This window comes from Kitasatospora sp. NPDC059160 (assembly GCF_042755465.1).
Classification (GTDB): domain Bacteria; phylum Actinomycetota; class Actinomycetes; order Streptomycetales; family Streptomycetaceae; genus Kitasatospora.
The window spans coordinates 1-16,275 of sequence record NZ_JBHZCN010000155.1 but is presented as its reverse complement, the minus strand read 5'-3'; the positions used below and the strand labels follow the sequence as shown (position 1 = coordinate 16,275).

The following is a 16,275-nucleotide window of genomic DNA, read 5'->3' as shown; positions in this document are numbered from 1 at the left end:
GGCCCGGCAGGGCGGCGCGCGGCGAGGGCCGGGGTGGGCACCCGCCGACAGGCGGGTGGGGGGTGGACGGTGGGGAACGGCGGTAGAACTACCCAACAGAGCAGATCACGCGCGGGTGTTCACCCGGTGGTGGCGGAAACGCCGCTGCCCGGGACTCCACGAAGGAGTCCCGGGCAGCGGTTGACGATCGACGATCGACGGACGACCTCAGACGTTGAAGCCGAGCGCGCGCAGCTGGTCGCGGCCGTCGTCGGTGATCTTGTCCGGGCCCCACGGCGGCATCCAGACCCAGTTGATCCGCAGGTCCTGGACCAGGCCGTCGGTGGCGGTCTTGGCCTGGTCCTCGATGACGTCGGTCAGCGGGCAGGCCGCCGAGGTGAGCGTCATGTCGATGGTGGCCACGTCGGACTCGTCGATGTGGATGCCGTAGATCAGGCCCAGGTTGACGACGTCGATGCCCAGTTCGGGGTCGACGACGTCCATCAGGGCCTCGGTCAGGTCCTCGACCGAGACGGTCCCGGCGGTGGTGCCGACGATGATGACGCCGTTCGGCTGCTCCTCCGCGGCGGTGTCCGCAGCGGAGGCCGTGGCATCGGCGGTGGCGGCGGCGGTGGTGCTCTCGTCACTCATGGTCTTGTCCTCCCTCTGCAGGTTCAGTCGTTCACAACGGGGTGCTTGGCGAGCGCCTGGGCGGTGGCGTCCTTCCAGGCCATCCAGCTGAGCAGCGCGCACTTGACCCGGGCCGGGTACTTGGAGACGCCGGCGAACGCGACCGCGTCCTCCAGCACCTCCTCGTCGCCCTCGCCCTGGCCCTTGCTCTGCATCAGCTCCAGGAAGGCCTCCTGGACGGCCTGGGCCTCGCCGACGGTCTTGCCGACGACCAGCTCGTTCAGCACCGAGGCGCTGGCCTGGCTGATCGAGCAGCCCTGGGACTCGTACGAGACGTCGGCGACGGTCGCGCCGTCGAGCTTCACCCGCAGGGTGATCTCGTCGCCGCACGTCGGGTTGACGTGGTGCACCTCGGCGTCGCCGTCCCGCAGCCCCTTGCCCTTCGGGTTGCGGTAGTGGTCCAGGATGATGTCCTGGTACATCGAGTCGAGCTTCATGATCGTCCTGCCCTGTCCCGTCAGCCGAAGAAGTTCCGGACGTGGTGCAGGCCGTCGATCAGTGCGTCGACCTCGCCCGGCGTCGAGTACAGGTAGAACGACGCCCGCGTGGTCGCCGGAATTCCGTACCGGAGGCAGACCGGACGCGCGCAGTGGTGTCCGACGCGCACGGCGATGCCCTGCTCGTCCAGCACCTGGCCCACGTCGTGCGGGTGGATGTCGCCGAGGGTGAAGGAGATCGCGGCGCCGCGGTCCACGGCCGTGCGCGGACCGATGATCCGCAGGTCGGGGACCTCCAGCAGGCGCTCCACCGCGTACTCGGTGATCGCGTGCTCGTGCGCGGCGATCTTGTCCATGCCGATGGCCGACAGGTAGTCGATGGCCGCGCCGAGCCCGACCGCCTGGGCGATCGGCGGGGTGCCGGCCTCGAACTTGTGCGGCGCCGGGGCGTAGGTGGACGAGCCCATGGTGACGGTCTCGATCATCTCGCCGCCGCCGAGGAACGGCGGGAGGTCCTCCAGCAGCTCCTGGCGGCCCCAGAGCACGCCGATGCCGGTCGGACCGAGCATCTTGTGGCCGGTGAAGGCGACGAAGTCGGCCTCCAGCGCCTGGACGTCGAGCACCATGTGCGGCGCGGCCTGCGAGGCGTCGATGACGACCAGCGCGCCGACCGACTGGGCCTTGCGGACGATCGTCTCGACCGGGTTGACGGTGCCGAGCAGGTTGGAGACCAGGGTGAAGGAGACCACCTTGGTCTTCTCGGTGATCAGCTCGTCGATGTCGGACAGATCGAGCCGGCCCTCGTCGGTGAGCCCGAACCACTTGAGCTTCGCACCGGTGCGCTGCGAGAGCAGCTGCCACGGGACGATGTTGGAGTGGTGCTCCATCTCCGTGATCACGATCTCGGAGTCGGCGTCGACCTTGTACGGCTCGTCGGCCCAACCGAGCATGTTGGCAACGAGGTTGAGCGACTCGGAGGCGTTCTTGGTGAAGATCACCTCGTTGCGGCTCGGCGCGTTGACGAAGGCCGCGACCTTGTCGCGGGCGCCCTCGTACAGCGCCGTGGCCTCCTCGGCGAGCACGTGCACGCCGCGGTGGACGTTGGCGTTGTGCCGCTCGTAGTAACCGTTCAGCGCCTCCAGCACCTGGCGCGGCTTCTGCGAGGTCGCCGCGTTGTCCAGGTAGACCAGCGGCTTGTCCTCGTGGAGCAGACGCTGCAGGACCGGGAAGTCCTTGCGGATCGCGTCGGTGTCCAGCAGTCCCGTAAAAGCGTGGGTCACTCGGAAGCGCCCCCCTTCACATACGCCTCGTAGCCCTCGTTCTCCAGCTTGTCGGCCAGCTCGGCGCCGCCGGACTCGACGATGCGGCCGCCCGCGAAGACGTGGACGTGGTCGGGCTTGATGTACCGCAGGATGCGGGTGTAGTGGGTCACCAGCAGGGTGCCGACCTCGCCGGTGGAGCGGACCCGGTTGATGCCCTCGGAGACGATGCGCAGCGCGTCGACGTCCAGGCCGGAGTCGGTCTCGTCGAGGATCGCGATCTTCGGCTTGAGGAGCTCCAGCTGGAGGATCTCGTGGCGCTTCTTCTCACCGCCGGAGAAGCCCTCGTTGACGTTGCGCTCGGCGAACGCCGGGTCCATCTGCAGGGCGGCCATCGCCTCCTTGACCTCCTTGACCCACAGCCGCAGCTTGGGGGCCTCGCCGCGGACGGCGGTGGCGGCGGTGCGCAGGAAGTTGGAGACCGAGACGCCGGGGACCTCGACCGGGTACTGCATGGCCAGGAAGACGCCGGCCTTGGCGCGCTCGTCGACGGACATCTCCAGGACGTCCTCGCCGTCCAGCAGCACGGTGCCGCCGGTGACGGTGTACTTCGGGTGGCCGGCCAGCGAGTAGGCCAGGGTGGACTTGCCGGAGCCGTTCGGACCCATGATGGCGTGGGTCTCGCCCTGCTTCACGGTCAGGTCGACGCCCTTCAGGATCTCGCGCGGGCCGTTCTCGGCGTCGACGGAGACGTGCAGGTCGCGGATTTCAAGGGTTGCCATGTGTACTCAGGACTCCTGGTTGACGGAGACGAGCACATCGTCCCCTTCGATCTTTACGGGGTAGACAGCGACCGGCTTGGTGGCGGGCAGGCCGGAGGGCTTGCCGGTGCGCAGGTCGAAGCTGGAGCCGTGCAGCCAGCACTCGATCATGCAGTTCTCGACCTCGCCCTCCGAGAGCGAGACGTTCGCGTGCGAGCAGGTGTCGTTGATCGCGAACACCCCCTCGTCGGTGCGGACGACCGAGACCGGCACGCCGTTGAGGTCCACGCGCTTGGGCACGTCCTCCTGGAGGTCGCTCAGCGCGCAGGCACGCAGGAAGCTCATCGGGATCAGACCGCCGCTTCCAGCTCTGCGTCGATCTTCACCAGGAGCTGCTCCTGGACCTCGGCGACCCCGATCTGCTGGAGCAGCTCGGCGAAGAAGCCGCGGACCACCAGACGGCGGGCCTCGTCGGCCGGGATGCCGCGGGCCATCAGGTAGAACAGCTGCTCGTCGTCGAAGCGGCCGGTCGCCGAGGCGTGGCCGGCGCCGACGATCTCGCCGGTCTCGATCTCCAGGTTCGGGATCGAGTCGACCCGGGCGCCGTCGGTGAGCACCAGGTTCCGGTTGAGCTCGTAGGTGTCGGTGCCGAGCGCGGCGGCGCGGATCAGCACGTCGCCGACCCAGACCGCGTGGGCGTCCTGGCCCTGCAGCGCGCCCTTGTACGCCACGTTCGACCGGCAGTGCGGCGTGTCGTGGTCGATGACCAGGCGGTGCTCCAGGTGCTGGCCGGCGTCGGCGAAGTACAGGCCGAACAGCTCGGCCTCGCCGCCGGGGGCCGCGTAGTTGACCCGCGGGTGGAGGCGCACCAGGTCGCCGCCGAAGGTGACGACCACGGACTTGAACGAGGCGTCCCGGCCGACCAGCGCGCTCTGCTGGGCGACGTGGACGGCGTCCCGGTCCCAGTCCTGGACGGAGACGAAGGTGAGCTTGGCGCCGTCGCCGACCAGCAGCTCGACGTTGGCGGCCCGGGTGCCGGTGCCCTCGTGGTTGAGCACCACGACGGCCTCGGCGAACGGCTTGACGTCGATCACCACGTGGGCGAAGCGGACCCCGCCCTCGGCGCGCACGTCGATCCTGACCGGCTCGGTCAGCACCGCGTCCTTGGGGACGGTGACCACCAGGGCCTGCTCGAACGAGCTGAACGCCTGCGCGGCGACCCGGTCGACCGGCGTGCCGGCCTTGCCCAGCCGGGCGTCGTCGCGGCCGACGGTCTCGGCGGTGACGCCGTCCGGCAGCGCGAACTCGACCTTGTCCGCGCCCCGCTCACCGGCGGCGGCGGTGCCGTCGTGCAGGCCGGCGAGGCGGTGCAGCGGGGTGAACCGCCAGTCCTCCTCGCGGCCGGTGGGCACCGGGAAGTCGTTCACGTCGAAGGACGGCTTGACCGCGACGCGCGCGTCGATCGGCTGGTGGACGCTGGTCCGGCCGGTGCCGGGGCCGGCGAGCTGCTCGCCCGCGCCGGCGGTACCGACCTCGATCGAACCGGCGGTGGTGGAGCCGGTGGTGTTCTGAACGTCAGCCATGGCTGTTCGTAGTGCTCTCTTCCTCAGGAAATCCGGATGGATGGCGGCGGTTCGGCCGGTCGTCAGCCGACCGCGCCCTCCATCTGCAGCTCGATCAGCCGGTTGAGCTCCAGCGCGTACTCCATCGGCAGCTCGCGCGCGATCGGCTCGACGAAGCCGCGGACGATCATCGCCATCGCCTCGAACTCGGTCATGCCCCGGCTCATCAGGTAGAACAGCTGGTCCTCGCTGACCTTGGAGACGGTCGCCTCGTGGCCCATGGACACGTCGTCCTCGCGGACGTCCACGTACGGGTAGGTGTCCGAGCGGGAGATGGTGTCGACCAGCAGCGCGTCGCACAGCACGTTGGACTTGGCGCCCTTGGAGCCCTCACCGATCTCGATCAGACCGCGGTAGGAGGTCCGGCCGCCGCCGCGCGCCACCGACTTGGAGACGATGTTGGAGGAGGTGTTCGGCGCCATGTGCACCATCTTGGCGCCGGCGTCCTGGTGCTGGCCCTCGCCCGCGAAGGCGATCGACAGGGTCTCGCCCTTGGCGTGCTCGCCCATCAGGTAGACGGCCGGGTACTTCATGGTGACCTTGGAGCCGATGTTGCCGTCGACCCACTCCATGGTCGCGCCCTCGTACGCCACGGCGCGCTTGGTGACCAGGTTGTAGACGTTGTTCGACCAGTTCTGGATGGTCGTGTAGCGGCAGCGGCCGCCCTTCTTGACGATGATCTCGACGACCGCCGAGTGCAGCGAGTCGGAGGAGTAGATCGGCGCGGTGCAGCCCTCGACGTAGTGGACGTAGGCGTCCTCGTCGACGATGATCAGCGTCCGCTCGAACTGGCCCATGTTCTCGGTGTTGATCCGGAAGTAGGCCTGGAGCGGGATGTCCACGTGCACGCCCTTCGGCACGTAGATGAACGAGCCGCCGGACCACACCGCCGTGTTCAGCGCGGCGAACTTGTTGTCGCCGGCCGGGATGACGGTGCCGAAGTACTCCTTGAAGATCTCCGGGTGCTCGCGCAGCGCGGTGTCGGTGTCCAGGAAGAGGACGCCCTGCTCCTCCAGGTCCTCGCGGATCTGGTGGTAGACGACCTCGGACTCGTACTGGGCGGCGACACCGGCGACCAGGCGCTGCTTCTCCGCCTCCGGGATGCCCAGCCGGTCGTAGGTGGCCTTGATGTCCGCGGGCAGGTCCTCCCAGGACTCGGCCTGCTTCTCGGTGGAGCGCACGAAGTACTTGATGTTGTCGAAGTCGATGCCGGTGAGGTCGGAGCCCCAGGTCGGCATGGGCTTCTTGCCGAACAGCTTGAGGCCCTTGAGCCGCAGGTTCAGCATCCACTCGGACTCGTTCTTCTTCGCCGAGATGTCGCGGACGACCTCCTCGCTGAGCCCGCGCTTGGCCGCGGCGCCGGCGGCGTCCGGGTCGGCCCAGCCGTACTCGTAATTGCCGAGGCCTTCGAGCTCGGGGTGCGAAACGGTGTCAGTCATGCGAGCTTCCTAACGCGCGGACGCTGAATCTTCGGTGGACGCGGAGTTTTCATGTGCTGGCAGTCGGCACTGCATCGGAACCGCGGCCCGCCGGGGGCTGGGCAGGCGACGATGCGGCACCGGGTGCCGGCACATAGGTGGTGCAGACCCCGTCGCCGTGGGCGATGGTGGCCAGCCGTTGCACATGGGTGCCCAGGAGCTGGGAGAAGACCTCGGTCTCCGCCTCGCAGAGCTGCGGGAACTGCTCGGCGATGTGCGCGACCGGGCAGTGGTGCTGGCAGAGCTGGGCGCCCGCCGGGGCCTTGGCCACGGCCGACGGGACACGCCGCACCGTGGCAGCGTACCCGTCCGCGCTCAGCGCCTGGGCGAGGGCCTCCGGACGCTCCTGCGCCTCGGCCCCCAGCAGTGTCTCCCGGTACTTCTCGCCCTGCTTGCCGAACCGGGCGCGGGCGAAGGCGGCGACCGCCTCCTCGCCCGCCTTGCCGCCGCCCACCGCGTCGGAGATCCAGCGCAGCGCGTCGGCGGCGAGCTGGTCGTACGCCTGGTAGAAGGCGTCCCGGCCGGCGTCGGTGAGGGCGAAGACCTTGGCGGGGCGGCCCCGGCCCCGGCTGCCGTAGACCCGCTGTTCGCGGGACTCGACCAGACGGGCGGCGGCCAGGCCGTCCAGGTGGCGGCGGACGGCGGCGGCGGTGAGGCCGAGCCGGGTCGCCAGGTCGGCGGCGGAGGAGGGGCCGTGGTCCAGGATCGACCGGGCGACCCGGTCCCTGGTGGCCCGGTGGCCCTCCAGCAGCACCTCGGCGGCCGTCACGGGCACGTCGCAGCCGGGGGCCGACTCGGCCTCCTGCTGCGGGGTGTGCTCGCGCATGTTTTTCACAACACCAGTGTTGCGTAATTACTTCCGGCAGGACAAGCCGTGATGCAGGCCTCACTCGTGTCATCTGTCACGCAGGTAAGCCTTACCTGACCTGCATCGATGATCACCAAGGCCGGTCTCCGGACCGGGCGTTCGGCCCGGGTGTTCGGTCCTCTTAGACTCGCCGGTATGCATTCCGAACCCGCGGTCCAGGTCTCCGGGCTGGTCAAACGCTACGGCGACAAGGTCGCGGTGGACGGCCTCGACCTGACCATCGCGACCGGCGCGATCACCGCCGTCCTCGGCCCCAACGGCGCCGGGAAGACCACCACCATCGAGACCTGCGAGGGCTACCGCCGCCCCGACGCCGGCACCGTCCGCGTCCTCGGCCTCGACCCGGTCGCCCAGAGCGCCGCCCTGCGGCCCCGGATCGGCGTCATGCTCCAGTCCGGGGGCGTGTACGCGGGCGCGCGCGCCGTCGAGATGCTCCGGCACACCGCCAAGCTGCACGCCCACCCGCTGGACGTGGACGCCCTGGTCGAGCGCCTCGGCCTCGGCTCCTGCGGCCGCACCACCTACCGCCGGCTCTCCGGCGGCCAGCAGCAGCGGCTCGCCCTCGCGATGGCCGTGGTCGGCCGCCCCGAACTGGTCTTCCTGGACGAGCCCACCGCCGGCCTCGACCCCCAGGCCCGCCGCGCCACCTGGGACCTGGTCCGCGACCTGCGCCGGGACGGCGTCACCGTGGTCGTCACCACCCACCACATGGACGAGGCCGAACAGCTCGCCGACCGCGTCGCCGTCGTCGACCGCGGCAAGGTCATCGCCGACGGCACCGTGACCGAGCTGTGCCGCGGCGGCGCCGAGGACGCCCTGCGCTTCGACGGCCCGCCCGGCCTCGACCTCGGCCCGCTGCTCAAGGAGCTGCCCGCCGACGCCACCGCCACCGAGACCGCCCCCGGCAGCTACCGCGTCGAGGCACCCCTCGACCCCAGCCGGCTGCTGGCCACCGTCACCGGCTGGTGCGCGGCCTCCGGCATCCTGCCCGAGCGGCTGGCCGTACAGCGCCGCAGCCTCGAAGACGTCTTCCTCGACCTGACCGGACGGGAGCTCCGCTCGTGACCACCACGACCGACTACACGCCGAGGCCCGGTGCCGCACCCGTCGGCCGGATGCTGCTCGCCCAGACCGCCTTCGAGACGAAGATGCTGCTGCGCAACGGTGAGCAGCTGCTGCTCACCGTGGTCATCCCGACCGTGCTGCTGGTGCTGTTCTCCGCCGTGGACGTCGTCACCGTGGAGGGCCCCGGCAAGCGGGTCGACTTCCTGGCGCCCGGCCTGCTCGCCCTGGCCGTGATGTCCACCGCCTTCACCGGGCAGGCCATCGCCACCGGCTTCGAGCGCCGCTACGGCGTGCTCAAGCGGCTCGGCGCCAGCCCGCTGCCGCGCTGGACGCTGCTGACCGCCAAGACCGGCTGCGTCCTGGTGACGGAGGTCCTCCAGGTCGCCCTGCTGTCGGTGATCGCCCTGGCCCTCGGCTGGTCCCCGCACGGCAACCCGTTGGCCGTCGCCGCCCTGCTGGTCCTCGGCACCGCCGCCTTCTCCGGGCTCGGCCTGCTGATGGCCGGCACCCTCAAGGCCGAGGCCACCCTGGCCGCCGCCAACCTGGTGTTCATCCTGCTGCTGCTGGCCGGCGGGGTGATCGTGCCGCTGAGCAGGTTCCCGGACGCCGTGCGGTCGGCGCTGGAGCTGCTGCCGATCTCGGCGCTCTCGGACGGGCTGCGCTCGGTGCTCCAGCACGGCGCCGGGGTGCCCTGGTCGGACCTCGGGATCCTGGCCGGCTGGGCCGTCCTGGGGCTGGCCGCGGCCGCCCGGTTCTTCCGCTGGGAGTAGCCGCCCGGAGCAGCCACCCGGAGCAGCAGCCAGGAGTGGCCACCGGGAGTGGCCGCCTCCCCGTCAACGCCTGACGCCCCCGACCTGTCGAGGTCGGGGGCGCCAGGTGTTCTAGCCGGTCACCGGGGGTCAGCCCTGGGTGCCGCCGCGACGCTTGCGGGCGAGCAGCACGAGCGCGCCGCCGACCAGCAGCACGCCGCCGCCGGCCGCCGCGATCATCGGGGTGGCGTCATTGCCACCGGTCTGGGCCAGCGCCGGGGCGCTGGTGCTGGGCGCCGGGGCCGGGGCGGCCGGGGTCGTCCGGCTGGGGGTCGGGGTCGGGGTGGCCGACGGGGTCCCGCTCGGGGTGGGCGTCGTCGACGGGGTGCCGGTCGGCGTCTGCGTCGGGGTCGGCGTGGGGGTGGGCGTCTTGGTGGGGGTCGGGGTGGGCGTCGGGGTCGGGGTGTGGCACGGCGCGATGGTCTTGGTCTCGTCGATGTTCCACCCCTTCTCCGCCGGGGTCTCGGTGGTCTTGACCACCAGGTGGGCGACGATCGGGGCGTCGTGGTCCTTCACCGGGTACTTGCCGTGGAACTCCGCCGGGAACCCCTGGGCGTCCACGACCTTCTCGTCACCGATGGTGAGGCTGACGGTGTTCTTCACGTCGGCCTTGGGGCTGTAGTTGATCAGGTCGACCACGACCTTGTCGCAGGTCACCGACCAGGTCGGCACGTGCGCCGAGGCGTTGGTGGCCAGTGCCAGCGGCAGGAGAATTCCGGCCGCCGCCGTACCGGCGAGTGCCGCCGCGCCCATCCGAATGTGCCGCTGCTGTCGCGCCATTACCCTGTTCCCCTCCGAACGGTCGTACGCAGCAGGCGGGTTGAAGTGGTTCGCAGTGGCCCACTACGACATGTCCGGGGGACTCTACCGGCACTTCCGCACCTCGCCACACCCCGCCGTACGACCGGATTTCGTCTGTCCGTGCGTTCTTGGATGTGCTCGACCAGCCCATCACAGCCGCCACCTCGCAGAACGCGAATTCGGCACACTTGAATGAACTTGGTCACTTTCAGAACAACGGCGCCCCCGGTGATCAGGTTCAATCACCGGGGGCGCCCTGTCGACACGTCGACGAACGGTCGGAGCACTCAGGCCTTTCAGGCCCCTCAAGGCCCCTCGGACCCCTCAGGTCCCTCAGGCCCGCTTCGCGGCCTTGCGCCGGGCCGCGACCACGATCCCGCCACCGGCCGCCAGGACGACGGCGCCGCCGATGGCCAGCGGCAGAACCGGGCCGGAGCCGGTGTGCGCCAGGTTGCCGCCCTCGTTCGCGGACGCGGACGGGCTAGCCGAAGCACCGCCCGGCACGGCCGCCGAGGAGGAGGCGGACGGACTGGCCGAGCCGCTCGGGCTCGGCCTGCCGGTCACCGGGGTGCTCGGGGAGCCGGACGGGCCGGTCGAGGCGCTCGGCGTCACCGGAGTGGTCGGCGTGCCGGACGGCGTCACCGGCGGGGTGACCGGCGGCGTGGCCGGGGTGGTCGGCACGGTGGTGCCGGGCAGGCAGCCGGTGAAGGGGAAGTGGTGGGTCTCCGCGCCGGAGGTACCGGTCAGCGAGGCCGCGATCACCGAGCCGTTGATCGGCGCACCGCCGGACGGCGGCTGGCCGTTGACACCCGGGGTGTTCAGCGAGACGGCCGCGTTCGGCGCCAGCACGGAGCCGGCCCAGGCGGCGTCGCCCTTCTTGGTCACCTTGGTCGCGGTCGGGAAGTTCCAGAGCAGCTTGGAGCGGACGGCCCCGTTCGACGCGCTCTGCAGCTTGTCGTCCAGCACGAAGTCCGACTTCCCGGCGTCCCAGAGGAAGAAGCCACTGGTCCCGGCCGCGGCCATGTCGTACGAGCCGCCGGTCACGTTGATGACGGCCACCGCGCCGACCGGGACCTTCACGTAGACGCCCTTGGCGCCCTGGAGCTTCCCGGCGTCGACGGTGAAGCTGTTGTACGTGGCGTCGCCGCCGGTGAAGGTCAGCTTGCCGCCGTCGGCCTGGACGGTCGCCCCGGCGGTCTGCGGCACGGCGGCCAGCGCGGTGGAGGCGGCGCGCAGCTTGGCGAACTCGGCCTTGAAGTCGATCGGCGAGGCGCCCTGGGTGATCTTGCCCTGGTGGGCCTCGACCACGGCGCCGTCGGCCTTGGAGCCGTAGACGCCGTTGCCCTTCATCACCTGGGTGTTGTGGCCGGTGATCCTGCCCGCGACGACCAGTGCGTTCTTGCCGGGCAGGGCGTCGACCTCGGCGGCGGTGAGCTCCTGGCCGACGGAGAAGCCGCCGGTGAAGTTCGCGTTGCCGCCGACGGCGACGGCGCCCTCGGCGTCGGGGGTGTGGGTGTCGTCGCCCTCGATGAACTCACCGTAGAGGTTGGCGACCCCGAGGCTGCGGCACTGCTCATCGGTGCCGGTGGTGCCGACGGCCTGGGCGGCCGGGGCGATCAGTCCGGCCAGGGCGAGCGAGCCGCCGACCGCGAGCGCGGCGGCGGAGGTGGATATGCGCATGTGCGGGTCTCCGCTTGTGCGGGAGGAGTGGGAGAGGCCCGAAAAAGGTATGGACCAATCCGCACTCTTTCGGCCAAACGGGTGAATGGTCAAGACCACTGACCGCCTTGTCCGAACAGTCCGGTTTGATCACCGGCGGCCGCACCCCGCGCCCCGCCCCAAGATCGCCCGTAAGGCCGCCTACGATGGAGCGCGTGCTGAACCCCTTCTCCCTGCTCGCCGAGCGCTGGCAGCCCTCCGCCGCGATGGTCCGGCGCGCCACGTTCGCCGCGCTGGTGATGAGCGTGGTGATCGTCGTCACCGGCGGCGCCGTCCGGCTCACCGCCTCCGGCCTCGGCTGTACGACGTGGCCCCGCTGCACCGCCGAGAGCCTGACGCCCACCGCGGAGATGGGCTTCCACGGCATCGTCGAGTTCACCAACCGGATGCTGACGTACGTGCTGAGCGCGGCCGTCGGCTGGGCGATCCTGGCGGCGCGCTGCCACCGCCCCTGGCGGCGCAGCATGACCAAGCTCGGCTGGGCCCAGTTCTGGATCGTGATGAGCAACGCGGTCCTCGGCGGCATCACGGTGCTGACGGGCCTCAACCCGTACACCGTGGCGCTCCACATGATCGCCGCGATGGCGCTCGTCTGGGTCGCCCTGCTGATGTGGGAGCGGTCGAAGGAAGGCGACGGCCCGGCCCGACTGTCGGTCGCCCGCCCCATCCACCAGCTCTCCTACGTGCTGGTCACCGTGGTCGGCCTCCTGGTCGCGGCAGGCACCCTGGTCACCGGAGCCGGCCACCACCCGGGCACCCCGCAGGACAACAAGATCGTCCCCCGCATCCCGATCGACTACGACAGGTTGGCCCAGTTCCACGCCGACTTCGCGTTCGTCTCGGTCGGCCTCACCATCGCGATGATCTTCGTCTTCGCAGCCGTGAAGGCCCCGCCCGCAGCCAAGGCCCGCACCAGGGAACTGCTGATCGTCCTGCTCCTTCAGGGCGTCCTCGGCTTCATCCAGTACTTCACCGACGCGCCGGAACTCATGGTCGGCCTGCACATGTTGGGCGCAAGCCTGACGTGGATCGCCGCCCTCCGCATCCCCCTCGCCCTCCGCACCCGCGAGGTAGAGGAGAAGCTCACCGAACTCCCCACCCAGGCCCCCCAGGCCGCCGCAGTCTGAGCACCGTCGCGACGGCCCCCATCCGAGTTCGGATGGGGGCCGTCGCTGTGTCACAACAGCCGCCGTCCATCGTGCGTACGGATGCTCGGTGCCGAATCCTCTCGAAGCGCGTCCAGGACACGCACGGCATAGGCCTCTGCCATGCGCTCGGATACCTCGTCCGCCGTGAGCCAGCCGACTTCAATCGATTCATCCGAGAGCTGCACTTCTCCGCCCTCAGGCCGACAGCGAAAGACGAGCGCGACAACCCCTCGCCGCAGGTTCTTGTAGACCCCGGTCAGCCGCTCCACACCAGCGTGGATCCCGGTCTCCTCGTAGACCTCCCGGCACACTCCGTCCTCGATGCCCTCATCCAACTCCAGCACGCCACCCGGCGGCTCCCACGCCCCGTTGTCAGCCCGCCGGATCGCCAACACCCGCCCGTCCTCCCGCACCACCACCCCCGCAACGGAAACAGAGTGGAGTGTCGTCATGTTCGCGCCGTCGGGCGGGTCAGGTCGAGGACCATCACCTCGTGCCGGGCCGCGCCCTCCCAAGGGATCGCCGCCCCGACGCGCCTGTAGCCCCACGCTCGGTAGGACGCCTGGGCCGCAGTCGCCTCTGCTCGGGAGTTCAGCATCACCCGGGCATTGTCGATGCCCTCGATGAGGACGCGATGCATGCGGGTGGCGACGCCCTGGCGGCGCCACCCGGGTCGGACCGCCAGCTCGAAGAGGCCGAACGTGCGGTTGCCGTCTTCACACCGGAGATCCTCGGACACGGGATCGATCAGGGCGTCCCACCATCCGCTGTCCGCCGACAGCGGGTAGCCGTACGCCATACCCACGACGGTGTCGCCGTCGAAGGCGATCGCCGCCCGGAACCCCCGCCGACGCGCCTGCGAGCGGAACCGGCGAAACGCCCGCTCCACGTCAACCGGCCCATCGCCGTAGGGGGCCTCCGCGAACGCCTCCGCGAACGCCGCCTTCAACCGGCCCTCCAGCTCGGCCGCTTGCTCACCATCCAACAGCCGAACCGCCACCATCACGCCTCCCCTGCCCATGAACGTCACGTAGTCCGTTCGGAAACGCTTCCGAGAGCAGGCCTGAGCAGGTCGAGCACATGGGCCCAGCTGTACTCGTCGCGCGCCCCGCCGGACTTGGGTTTGTGCGGCACGGCGTCGCCGATCAGGACACCCAGCGACCGCAGCCGGGACAGGCTCTCCGAGTAGGCCGGGTGAGCGGCCAAGGCCGAGTTGACGTAGGGCTGGACGGCGACGGGAATGCCGAGCCCGTACGCCTCGCAGAGGATGCCCAGCGCGAGTGTGTCGGTGATTCCGAGGGCCCACTTGTTGATCGTGTTGAAGGTGGCGGAGACGACCGCGATGGCATCGGCCCCTGGCAGCGGCCGGGAACTGCCGGGTGTGCGCCAGGCCGAGCGGATCGGATAGCCGGTCTGGGCCTCGATGGCTTCCTGGTCCAGGAAGGGAAGCGTGTTCGGAGTGGCGATCACCCCGACGCTCCACCCCTCCGCGTGGGCAGCGGTGATCAGTTCGCCCACGCCATCAGCGATTCCCGAGGCGCAGACGACGACATAGAGGAAAGGCTCAGCGTGCTCGGTCAAAACCTGAACTCCTGTTCGTAGGAACACAACCCGCCCCCTTCGGCGAGTATCGTCCGAGTGGCTGCTACGAACGGAGTACCAGTATGCCCAGGCACATCTCCGAGCACACGGGCGAGCGCATCGCCCAGTACCGCAAGCTCCGCCACCTGACCCAGCGGGAACTCGCCGCTCGTGCCCATATCTCCTACAGCATGCTGACCAAGGTCGAACAGGGGGCCAAGCCGGCCACACCCGCGGTAATCGCTGCCGTCGCCCGGGCGCTGTTCGTCCAAACCATCGATCTCACCGGTCAGCCGTACGTGACCGAGTTGCAACAGGACGAACTCGACGTGCTGATCCAGCCGATCCGCGAAGCACTCGATCTGTACGACCTCGGCGCCGATCCCGAGGTTGCCCCGCGCTCGATGGACGAACTGCACTCCGCCTCGGAGCAATTGTGCGCCCAGATCCGCGAGACCCGTATCAAGGACGCCGCCCGAACCCTTCCAGCTCTGATGATCGAGGCCACCACGGCCGCACACACGGCACCTTCCGAGAAGGCATGGCAGGTGCTGGCAAGCACCTACCGCACGGCTTACGACATCACCACGAAGTTGGGCTACAGCGATCTTTGCGTCGTGGCCTTGGACCGCATGGCCTGGGCGGCCGAGCGCGCATCCGACCCGGTGGTTGCCGGAGTCCGCCAGTACCTGCGGTCGCTGGTCTACCTTCGAGCAGGCCAGTACGACATCGGGAAGCGACTCGTAGGAGTCGGCATGGGCACCCTCGAACAAGCCGACCACAGTCGGCCCCGGGATGTGGCGGTCGGGCAACTACACCTCGGCGCAGCCATGTTGGCCGCGCGATCCGGGGACGGCGACACGGCAGCCGAACACATCGCGGACGCCGGGCGCATCGCCGAGGTGACCGGCGAGGCCATGCGAGTGCACTGGCTCTCGTTCGGACCGACGAACGTCGCCGTCCACCAAGTTGCGACCCTGGCCGAGCAGTACCGGTACGCAGAAGCCGTCCGAGCCGCCGAGCAGGTCCAGATCCCTGCGGAGTGGCCCGCCTCGCGGGCTGCCGCACACATCGCAGAGGTGGCACGGGCACAGTTGTGGATCGGCCGCTCGGAGGCCTCGCTGAAGTCGCTGCAGCGCGCAAGGGAGCTGGCGCCACAGCAGATGCGCTACCACCCAATGGTGCGGGAGACGGTTACCGGGCTCGTCTCAGCCCGCCGCTCGACACCGGACACTCTCGCGCACCTGGCGCACTGGGCCGGCATCTGATCATCACTCTCTGAGGCTGGAATATCACCAGGGAGTGATAGTCCAGCCCTTCCCTTGCGGCGATGCTCTCCATAACGAGATCGCCACGCCAAGGAGAAGCGCCGATGAACCTCCTCTCGAACGTTGTGAGAGGCGACGCCCTGCTCCAACGGGGACCGGATGCGAGCGTCCACTCGTCCGCCGGACTGGCGACCATCTGCCTGCCGTACCGGCCCGAATCAGTGGGCGCTGCCCGGCGCTTCGTGCGCACGAAGCTGCGGGCATGGGGGCTGGACGACCTGGTGGACGACGCCGTCGTCATCGTCAGCGAGTTGGTCACCAACTCCGTCGAGACCTGCTGCCGGGCCCGCCTGCTCGTCGGCCTCCGCCGCCCCACCGACCGGACCGTCCGCATCCTCGTCGGTGACGGGTCCCGCTCGATGCCCGTGATGGTCCAGGCCGGCCCCGACGCCACCTCCGGCCGGGGTCTGGCGATGGTCCACCGACTCACCCACGGCCGCTGGGGCGTCACACCCCTCGCGTTCGGCAAGGTCGTCCACGCCGACCTCGCGACGCCCACCCCGACCCCCCGGTGAACTCGCCACCTCCCGAGCCGAGTTCCGATTCCACCGATGCTCCCCCGACGCCCGACCCCACCCGGGTCTGGGCTGCCTACGGGGTGTCCGCGGCAGCCGGGCTGCACGTCATCGCCGCGGCCCCAGGACCCGTGGCTGGAGTCCTGGCCGGTCACCCTGACCCATGTCCTACCGGCCCCGGCGGACGACGGCTGGCACATCGTCGACGAGGAGGG

General features: G+C 70.1%; 18 protein-coding genes. 5 read left to right on the top strand and 13 right to left on the bottom strand.

All coding sequences use genetic code 11. The annotated features are described in order from the left end of the window. Positions 1–207 precede the first annotated feature (207 nt). The 8 genes from ACFXOZ_RS39265 to ACFXOZ_RS39230 form a co-directional block, all read right to left on the bottom strand. Positions 208–540: a metal-sulfur cluster assembly factor gene (locus tag ACFXOZ_RS39265; RefSeq protein WP_078860786.1), complete on the bottom strand. Its 333-nt coding sequence runs from the start codon at positions 538–540 to the stop codon at positions 208–210. A gap of 113 nt (positions 541–653) precedes the next feature. After that, a complete protein-coding gene (sufU, locus tag ACFXOZ_RS39260) occupies positions 654–1,106 on the bottom strand; it encodes a Fe-S cluster assembly sulfur transfer protein SufU (protein ID WP_375888443.1) in 453 nt (150 codons plus the stop codon). A 20-nt stretch (positions 1,107–1,126) separates the two neighbouring features. After that, positions 1,127–2,386: a cysteine desulfurase gene (locus ACFXOZ_RS39255; protein ID WP_375888440.1), complete on the bottom strand. Its 1,260-nt coding sequence runs from the start codon at positions 2,384–2,386 to the stop codon at positions 1,127–1,129. Then, positions 2,383–3,147 carry a Fe-S cluster assembly ATPase SufC gene (gene sufC / locus ACFXOZ_RS39250; RefSeq protein ID WP_375888437.1) on the bottom strand — a complete coding sequence of 255 codons (765 nt, stop codon included), beginning with the start codon at positions 3,145–3,147 and terminating at the stop codon, positions 2,383–2,385. Before sufC ends, ACFXOZ_RS39255 begins: the two co-directional genes overlap by 4 nt. A 6-nt stretch (positions 3,148–3,153) precedes the next feature. Beyond that, positions 3,154–3,471 (bottom strand): bifunctional 3-phenylpropionate/cinnamic acid dioxygenase ferredoxin subunit, encoded by a 318-nt coding sequence (locus ACFXOZ_RS39245; RefSeq protein WP_375888434.1) that lies wholly within the window; start codon positions 3,469–3,471, stop codon positions 3,154–3,156. Positions 3,472–3,476: 5 nt separating this feature from the next. Then, a complete protein-coding gene (gene sufD, locus ACFXOZ_RS39240) occupies positions 3,477–4,709 on the bottom strand; it encodes a Fe-S cluster assembly protein SufD (protein ID WP_380594793.1) in 1,233 nt (410 codons plus the stop codon). 62 nt (positions 4,710–4,771) lie between these two features. Further along, on the bottom strand, positions 4,772–6,187 hold the full coding sequence (gene sufB, locus ACFXOZ_RS39235; protein ID WP_375888428.1) for a Fe-S cluster assembly protein SufB: 1,416 nt from the start codon (positions 6,185–6,187) through the stop codon (positions 4,772–4,774). Between the two features lie 49 nt (positions 6,188–6,236). Next, complete coding sequence (locus tag ACFXOZ_RS39230; protein ID WP_375888425.1) at positions 6,237–7,052, bottom strand: helix-turn-helix transcriptional regulator; 816 nt, start codon at positions 7,050–7,052, stop codon at positions 6,237–6,239. 177 nt (positions 7,053–7,229) lie between these two features. Here ACFXOZ_RS39230 and ACFXOZ_RS39225 point away from each other — a divergent pair, with 177 nt between their 5' ends. Together ACFXOZ_RS39225 and ACFXOZ_RS39220 are read left to right on the top strand one after the other, a co-directional pair. Further along, entirely contained in the window at positions 7,230–8,159 is a 930-nt protein-coding gene (locus ACFXOZ_RS39225; RefSeq protein ID WP_380594791.1) for an ABC transporter ATP-binding protein, read from the top strand. A 50-nt stretch (positions 8,160–8,209) separates the two neighbouring features. Then, the gene (locus tag ACFXOZ_RS39220; RefSeq protein ID WP_380594797.1) at positions 8,210–8,929 is read left to right on the top strand and encodes an ABC transporter permease; all 720 of its coding nucleotides are present in this window, start codon (positions 8,210–8,212) and stop codon (positions 8,927–8,929) included. 129 nt (positions 8,930–9,058) lie between these two features. On the opposite strand, the gene ACFXOZ_RS39215 is transcribed toward ACFXOZ_RS39220, so the two are convergent. Together ACFXOZ_RS39215 and ACFXOZ_RS39210 are read right to left on the bottom strand one after the other, a co-directional pair. Beyond that, positions 9,059–9,748 (bottom strand): LAETG motif-containing sortase-dependent surface protein, encoded by a 690-nt coding sequence (locus tag ACFXOZ_RS39215; RefSeq protein WP_375888420.1) that lies wholly within the window; start codon positions 9,746–9,748, stop codon positions 9,059–9,061. Positions 9,749–10,102: 354 nt separating this feature from the next. Beyond that, the gene (locus ACFXOZ_RS39210; RefSeq protein WP_380594789.1) at positions 10,103–11,449 is read right to left on the bottom strand and encodes a choice-of-anchor A family protein; all 1,347 of its coding nucleotides are present in this window, start codon (positions 11,447–11,449) and stop codon (positions 10,103–10,105) included. Between the two features lie 185 nt (positions 11,450–11,634). Here ACFXOZ_RS39210 and ACFXOZ_RS39205 point away from each other — a divergent pair, with 185 nt between their 5' ends. Then, positions 11,635–12,615 carry a heme A synthase gene (locus ACFXOZ_RS39205; protein WP_380594787.1) on the top strand — a complete coding sequence of 327 codons (981 nt, stop codon included), beginning with the start codon at positions 11,635–11,637 and terminating at the stop codon, positions 12,613–12,615. A gap of 50 nt (positions 12,616–12,665) precedes the next feature. Here ACFXOZ_RS39205 and ACFXOZ_RS39200 read toward each other — a convergent pair whose 3' ends face one another. The 3 genes from ACFXOZ_RS39200 to ACFXOZ_RS39190 are packed head-to-tail and all read right to left on the bottom strand — an operon-like array spanning position 12,666 to position 14,217. Next, positions 12,666–13,088 (bottom strand): NUDIX hydrolase, encoded by a 423-nt coding sequence (locus ACFXOZ_RS39200; protein WP_375888413.1) that lies wholly within the window; start codon positions 13,086–13,088, stop codon positions 12,666–12,668. Next, complete coding sequence (locus ACFXOZ_RS39195) at positions 13,085–13,657, bottom strand: GNAT family N-acetyltransferase (protein ID WP_380594795.1); 573 nt, start codon at positions 13,655–13,657, stop codon at positions 13,085–13,087. The genes ACFXOZ_RS39200 and ACFXOZ_RS39195 overlap by 4 nt, the downstream gene beginning before the upstream one ends. A gap of 5 nt (positions 13,658–13,662) precedes the next feature. Next, positions 13,663–14,217, bottom strand: a complete 555-nt coding sequence (locus ACFXOZ_RS39190; RefSeq protein WP_380594785.1) for a flavoprotein — start codon at positions 14,215–14,217, stop codon at positions 13,663–13,665. A gap of 83 nt (positions 14,218–14,300) precedes the next feature. Between ACFXOZ_RS39190 and ACFXOZ_RS39185 the strand changes: the two genes are divergently transcribed. Further along, on the top strand, positions 14,301–15,485 hold the full coding sequence (locus ACFXOZ_RS39185; protein ID WP_380594783.1) for a helix-turn-helix domain-containing protein: 1,185 nt from the start codon (positions 14,301–14,303) through the stop codon (positions 15,483–15,485). 104 nt (positions 15,486–15,589) lie between these two features. After that, positions 15,590–16,060, top strand: a complete 471-nt coding sequence (locus tag ACFXOZ_RS39180) for an ATP-binding protein (protein WP_380594781.1) — start codon at positions 15,590–15,592, stop codon at positions 16,058–16,060. Positions 16,061–16,275 lie beyond the last annotated feature (215 nt).

Bases quoted from the DNA above. Each gene is read 5' to 3' on its own strand.
- ACFXOZ_RS39185 (WP_380594783.1), top strand. From the start codon at position 14,301: ATGCCCAGGCACATCTCCGAGCACACGGGCGAGCGCATCGCCCAGTAC.
- ACFXOZ_RS39215 (WP_375888420.1), bottom strand. From the start codon at position 9,748: ATGGCGCGACAGCAGCGGCACATTCGGATGGGCGCGGCGGCACTCGCC.
- sufU (WP_375888443.1), bottom strand. From the start codon at position 1,106: ATGAAGCTCGACTCGATGTACCAGGACATCATCCTGGACCACTACCGC.
- ACFXOZ_RS39205 (WP_380594787.1), top strand. From the start codon at position 11,635: ATGGAGCGCGTGCTGAACCCCTTCTCCCTGCTCGCCGAGCGCTGGCAG.
- ACFXOZ_RS39210 (WP_380594789.1), bottom strand. From the start codon at position 11,449: ATGCGCATATCCACCTCCGCCGCCGCGCTCGCGGTCGGCGGCTCGCTC.
- ACFXOZ_RS39180 (WP_380594781.1), top strand. From the start codon at position 15,590: ATGAACCTCCTCTCGAACGTTGTGAGAGGCGACGCCCTGCTCCAACGG.
- ACFXOZ_RS39245 (WP_375888434.1), bottom strand. From the start codon at position 3,471: ATGAGCTTCCTGCGTGCCTGCGCGCTGAGCGACCTCCAGGAGGACGTG.
- ACFXOZ_RS39200 (WP_375888413.1), bottom strand. From the start codon at position 13,088: ATGACGACACTCCACTCTGTTTCCGTTGCGGGGGTGGTGGTGCGGGAG.
- sufD (WP_380594793.1), bottom strand. From the start codon at position 4,709: ATGGCTGACGTTCAGAACACCACCGGCTCCACCACCGCCGGTTCGATC.
- ACFXOZ_RS39225 (WP_380594791.1), top strand. From the start codon at position 7,230: ATGCATTCCGAACCCGCGGTCCAGGTCTCCGGGCTGGTCAAACGCTAC.
- sufC (WP_375888437.1), bottom strand. From the start codon at position 3,147: ATGGCAACCCTTGAAATCCGCGACCTGCACGTCTCCGTCGACGCCGAG.
- ACFXOZ_RS39230 (WP_375888425.1), bottom strand. From the start codon at position 7,052: ATGCGCGAGCACACCCCGCAGCAGGAGGCCGAGTCGGCCCCCGGCTGC.
- ACFXOZ_RS39195 (WP_380594795.1), bottom strand. From the start codon at position 13,657: ATGGGCAGGGGAGGCGTGATGGTGGCGGTTCGGCTGTTGGATGGTGAG.
- ACFXOZ_RS39220 (WP_380594797.1), top strand. From the start codon at position 8,210: ATGCTGCTCGCCCAGACCGCCTTCGAGACGAAGATGCTGCTGCGCAAC.
- sufB (WP_375888428.1), bottom strand. From the start codon at position 6,187: ATGACTGACACCGTTTCGCACCCCGAGCTCGAAGGCCTCGGCAATTAC.